Origin of the sequence: Rhodoferax sp. (assembly GCF_039922535.1) — a bacterium.
In the GTDB taxonomy this organism is placed as follows: Bacteria; Pseudomonadota; Gammaproteobacteria; order Burkholderiales; family Burkholderiaceae_C; genus Rhodoferax_B.
The window spans coordinates 1-5,410 of the sequence record NZ_JBDTEM010000330.1; the positions used below are offsets into that span (position 1 = coordinate 1).

Sequence of the window (5,410 nt, forward strand, 5' to 3'; positions counted from 1 at the left end):
TGCCGATAGTGTCAGTAGTGCCGGTAATGTCGGGAGTGCCCGCCATGGCCGATGCGCCTGCCGCCATGCCGGTTCCGGCCCAGCCCGCTGCCAGCGCTGCGCCCTGAATTGGGCGCTGCTTTCCCTCGGGCTATAAAATTAGTAGCTGCCCGCGCAGGTGCTACCTGCGCCAGAGCCCTATTTTTTATAAATTTCTGATTGCCATGTCCCATCCTCTCGTCACTATCCATCCGGAAACCCATGGCATCGTGCTCGACCTGGCTTACGCCACCGCCAACAATATCGCGGGTCGGCCCATTTACGACCGCGCCCACTGCCTGCTGCACCGCGATGCCGAAGCCTGCCTGCGCAAGGCCGTGCTGCTCGCGGCGGAGTCGGGCCTGCGGCTGAAGATTTTTGATGCATTCCGCCCGCACGAGGCCCAGGTGCTGCTGTGGGAAACCGCGCCCGACCAAGCCTATGTGGCCGACCCGGCCATCGGCTCGAACCACACACGCGGCACAGCGGTGGATCTGACCCTGGTGGACGCGCAGGGTGCCGAGCTGGACATGGGCACGGGTTTTGACGACATGACCGACGCATCGCACCATTTCAGTGAACAGGTGTCCGTCGAGGCGCAGGCCAACCGCTTGCTGCTGCTGCGGATAATGGAAGACGCGGGCTTCGAGCACCTGCCCCACGAGTGGTGGCACTACGCGCTGCCCGGCCACTACGGCCTGATTGACAGCGCCGCCTTGGGCGATTTGAGCCCGATGCGCCCGGTTGTATAGGCGGGTGGAACCCAGCGGGGATGCAACGGGCATCGGCTGAAAAAGTCATAAGCTCGGACCGCACCTGCCTAGACAGGAGGGTTAGCATGGATCTTGCACGATGCACTGCTTGGTATGCTGTTTCTGCTTTGTCTTTTTTTAACCCTAAGGACTACCTGATGCGTTTTTCGACACCTGTGTTTTCGCGCCGCGCGATGGCGGCGGCTGTGGCTTCTACCCTGGTCCTGGGCTACGGCATGGCACCCGCCCTGGCTGCCACCCCCAAGGACACGCTGGTAGTGGCTTTCGCGTTTGACGACATCATCACCATGGACCCGGCCGAGGTGTTTGAAATCTCCGCCAGCGAGGTGATGGGCAATACCTATGACCGCCTGGTGCGGCTCGATGTCAACGACCCGTCCAAGCTCATCAACGACATCGCCAAGTCCTGGAGCGTGTCGGCAGACGGCAAAACCTACAGCTTCGAGCTCAAGCCCGGCCTGAAATTTGCCTCGGGCAACCCGCTGACGGCGGACGACGTGGCCTTTTCGCTGCAGCGGGCGGTGCTGCTGGACAAATCCCCGGCCTTCATCCTCACCCAGTTTGGCTTCAGCAAGACCAACGTCAAAGACAAAATCAAAGCCACCGGGCCGCTGAGCCTGACGCTGGAAACCGACAAGGCCTACGCCCCCTCGTTCGTCATGAATTGCCTCACCGCCGACGTGGGCGCGGTGGTCGACAAAAAGCTGGTGCTGGCCAACGAGGTAGCGGGCGACCTGGGCTATGCCTGGCTCAAAACCCATTACGCGGGTTCGGGCCCCTTGAAGCTGCGCGAATGGCGGGCCAACGAAGTGGTGGCGCTAGAACGCAACGACAGCTATTACGGCAAAAAAGCCCCGATGGCCCGGGTGCTGTACCGCCACATCAAGGAGTCCAGCACCCAGCGTCTGCTGCTGGAAAAAGGCGACATCGACATGGCCCGCAACCTGTCGCCGCAAGACCTGGCGGCCATGGCCAGCAACAAAGACATCAAGGTCAGTTCGGCCCCCAAGGGCACGGTCTACTACATCAGCCTGAACCAAAAAAATCCCAATCTGGCCAAGCCCGAGGTGCGCGAGGCCCTGAAATGGCTGGTGGACTACGCCGCGATTGGCGACACACTGATCAAAAACATCGGCACCGTCGACCAGAACTTCCTGCCCGTGGGATTACTGGGTGCCAGCACGGTCAACCCGTACAAGCTGGACGTGGACAAGGCCAAGGCTTTGCTGGTCAAGGCCGGTTTGCCCAATGGCTTCAAGGTCACCATCGACATGCGCACAGTCCAGCCGGTGCAGGGCATTACCGAGGCCTTCCAGCAAACCGCCAAGCGCGCGGGCATCGACATTGAAATCATCCCCGGTGACGGCAAGCAGGTGTTGACCAAGTACCGCGCCCGCACGCACGACATGTACATCGGCCAGTGGGGTGCCGACTACTGGGACCCGCACAGCAACGCCACCTTTGTGCAAAACCCCGACAACAGCGACGACGCCAAGGCCAAGCCCCTGGCCTGGCGCAATGCCTGGGTGGCGCCCGAGCTCGACAAAATGGCCGATGCCGCCGTGCTGGAGCGCGACACCAACAAGCGCAAAAAAATGTACGAAGACATGCAGGCCGAATTCCGCAAGACCAGCCCCTTCATCATGCTGTACCAGCAGGTGGAAGTGGCTGCCGTGCGCAGCAATGTGGACGGCTTCAAGCTCGGCCCCACATTTGGTTCGGACTACATGTTCACTGCCAGCAAGCGTTAAACCGCATGTCCGTTCGTTGGATGCGTAGGCTCAAGGCCGTGGGCCGCTTTGCGGTTGTCGTGGTTTTGACCTACCTGGGCCTGTTGGCCGTTACCTTCTTCATTGGCAGGGTGATGCCCATCGACCCGGTGCTGGCTATCGTGGGCGACCACGCTTCCGGCGAACTGGTGGCCAAAGTGCGTGCAGAACTAGGCTTGAACAAGCCGCTGTGGGAGCAGTTCACCATCTACATCAGCAAGGTGCTGCAGGGCGACTTCGGCACCTCGGTGCTGAGCTCGCACCCGGTGATGGAGGACATCCGCCGCGCTTTTCCCGCTACGCTGGAGCTGGCCACGCTGGGCATCATCATCGGCGTAGGTATTGGCGTGCCGTTGGGCGTGTGGGCCGCCGTGCGCCGAGGCGGCGTGGTGGACCAGGCCGTGCGGGTCATGGGGCTGGTGGGCTATTCTGTGCCGATCTTCTGGCTGGGGCTGATGGGCTTGGTGCTGTTTTATGCCAAGCTGGGCTGGGTGGGCGGGCCAGGCCGGATGGATGTGACGTATGAGTACACCCTGGTCAACGTATCTGGCTTGCTGCTGTTGGATGCGGCCATGGCCGGCCAGTGGGATGCGTTTGGCAATGTGCTGTCGCATCTGATCTTGCCGGCCTCGTTGCTGGGCTATTTTTCGCTGGCCTACATCAGCCGCATGACGCGCTCTTTCATGCTCAACGAGTTGGCCCAAGAGTACATCGTGGCCGCCCGCGCCAAGGGCCTGAGCGAGACGCGCATCATCTGGCGCCACGCGCTGCGCAACGCCATGGTGCCGCTGGTCACCGTGATCAGCCTGTCGTACGCGGGCTTGCTCGAAGGCTCGGTACTTACCGAAACCGTCTTTGCCTGGCCGGGCCTGGGCCTGTACATCACCAATTCGCTGCAAAACGCCGATATGAATGCGGTGCTGGGCGGCACGCTGGTGGTGGGTTCGGTTTTTATTGGCCTGAATTTACTGTCCGACGTGCTTTACAAGACGCTGGACCCCCGCACCCGAACCCGATAACGCCACGATGACATCTTCCACACCGAGCTGGCACGACTGGCTGATGAGCGACCGGCCCGTATCGCGCCGACAGGCTGCCTGGGGCCGGGCCTATGGTGCTTGGCGCATCTTTCTGCGCAACCGGCTGGCGGTACTGGGGCTGGGCATCGTGCTGGCTCTGGTGTTGGTGGCCATTTTTGCGCCGCTGCTGGCGCCGTATTCGCCCACGGTGGGCGACCTGCGCACCACGCGTCTGCTGCCGCCTTCGCACATGTTCTGGCTGGGCACGGACGACCAGGGGCGGGACATCTTGTCGCGCCTGATCCATGGCTCGCGCATCACTTTGATGGTGGTGGTGCTAGTAGCTGTGCTGGCCGCGCCCATAGGCTTGCTGGTAGGCACGGTAGCGGGCTATGCGGGTGGCATGGTGGATGCGGCGCTGATGCGCATTACCGATATTTTTCTGGCCTTTCCGCGTTTGATTCTGGCGCTGGCCTTTGTGGCCGCCCTGGGCCCCGGCATTGAAAACGCGGTGATTGCCATTGCCATCACCGCCTGGCCGCCGTATGCGCGCATGGCCCGGGCCGAAACGCTGACCATCCGCCAGACCGACTACATCGCCGCGGTGCAGCTCATCGGCGCGTCGCCCTGGCGCATTGTGCTGCACCACATCATGCCGCTGTGCCTGTCTTCCGTGATCGTGCGGGTCACGCTGGACATGGCGGGCATCATCCTCACCGCGGCCGGGCTGGGCTTTTTGGGCCTGGGGGCGCAGCCGCCCACACCCGAGTGGGGCGCGATGATCGCCAATGGTCGGCAGTACGTGTTGGACCAATGGTGGGTGGCAGCGGCGCCGGGGGCGGCGATTTTTCTGGTTAGCCTGGCTTTCAATCTGGTGGGCGATGGCTTGCGAGACGCACTCGATCCTAAAGGCGTGAAATGACCGAACCCCTTTTGGTGGTCGATGACCTGCGGGTCGCGTTTCCCAACCGCGATGGTGGCTGGATTGAGGTGGTGCGCGGCGTGTCGTTTACGTTGGGCAAGGAGCGCCTGGGCATTGTGGGCGAATCGGGTTCGGGCAAGTCGCAGACCGGCCGGGCGATTTTGGGCCTGACGGCTCCCGAAGGCCGGGTCACCGCCAAGCGCCTGGCCTTCAGGGGCACCGACCTGTTGCACTGTGGTCCGCAAGAGCGCCGGGCGCTGCGCGGTGGCCGGATCGCCATGGTGTTGCAAGACCCCAAGTTTTCGCTGAACCCGGTGATGCGCATTGGCGACCAGATCGTCGAGACGCTGCAGGCGCACAGCAAGGTATCGAACGCCCAAGCTAAAAAACAGGCCCTGGCGGCGCTGGAGCAGGTGCAGATCGACGACCCGGCCCGCGTCTATAAGCTGTATCCGCACGAAGTCTCGGGCGGCATGGGCCAGCGGGCCATGATTGCCATGATGCTGATTGCCAACCCCGACCTGCTGATCGCCGACGAACCCACTTCGGCCCTGGACGTGACCGTGCAGCTGCAGGTGCTGGCGATCCTGGACGCGCTGGTGGTGCAGCGCGGCATGGGCCTGATTTTTGTGTCGCACGACTTGCGCCTGGTCTCCACTTTTTGCGACCGCATTCTGGTGATGTACGCCGGGCGGGTGGTCGAAGAGCTGCCTGCTGGCGGCTTGGCGCAGGCCCAACATCCCTACACCCTGGGCCTGCTGAACTGCCTGCCGCAGTTGGGTGACAACCGGCATCCGCTGCCTATGCTGAACCGGCAGCCGGAGTGGGCGCTATGAACCAGTCAGTAGGCTTGGAAATACAGAACCTGCGGGTCAGCTTCGACGGCTTTGTAGCGGTGGCCGACACCTC

5 protein-coding genes are annotated in these 5,410 nt (G+C 62.6%); all 5 read left to right on the forward strand.

Annotation, left to right across the window (positions count from 1 at the left end; all coding sequences use genetic code 11):
* Positions 1-194: 194 nt before the first annotated feature.
* Positions 195-770: a D-alanyl-D-alanine dipeptidase gene (gene ddpX, locus ABI213_RS15830; protein WP_348027782.1), complete on the forward strand. Its 576-nt coding sequence runs from the start codon at positions 195-197 to the stop codon at positions 768-770.
* Positions 771-928: 158 nt separating this feature from the next.
* Positions 929-2,542, forward strand: a complete 1,614-nt coding sequence (locus tag ABI213_RS15835; RefSeq protein WP_348027776.1) for an ABC transporter substrate-binding protein — start codon at positions 929-931, stop codon at positions 2,540-2,542.
* Between the two features lie 5 nt (positions 2,543-2,547).
* The gene (locus ABI213_RS15840) at positions 2,548-3,579 is read left to right on the forward strand and encodes an ABC transporter permease (protein WP_348007335.1); all 1,032 of its coding nucleotides are present in this window, start codon (positions 2,548-2,550) and stop codon (positions 3,577-3,579) included.
* Between the two features lie 7 nt (positions 3,580-3,586).
* Positions 3,587-4,501: an ABC transporter permease gene (locus ABI213_RS15845; RefSeq protein ID WP_348027778.1), complete on the forward strand. Its 915-nt coding sequence runs from the start codon at positions 3,587-3,589 to the stop codon at positions 4,499-4,501.
* The gene (locus tag ABI213_RS15850; RefSeq protein WP_348027780.1) at positions 4,498-5,337 is read left to right on the forward strand and encodes an ABC transporter ATP-binding protein; all 840 of its coding nucleotides are present in this window, start codon (positions 4,498-4,500) and stop codon (positions 5,335-5,337) included. Before ABI213_RS15845 ends, ABI213_RS15850 begins: the two co-directional genes overlap by 4 nt.
* Positions 5,338-5,410 lie beyond the last annotated feature (73 nt).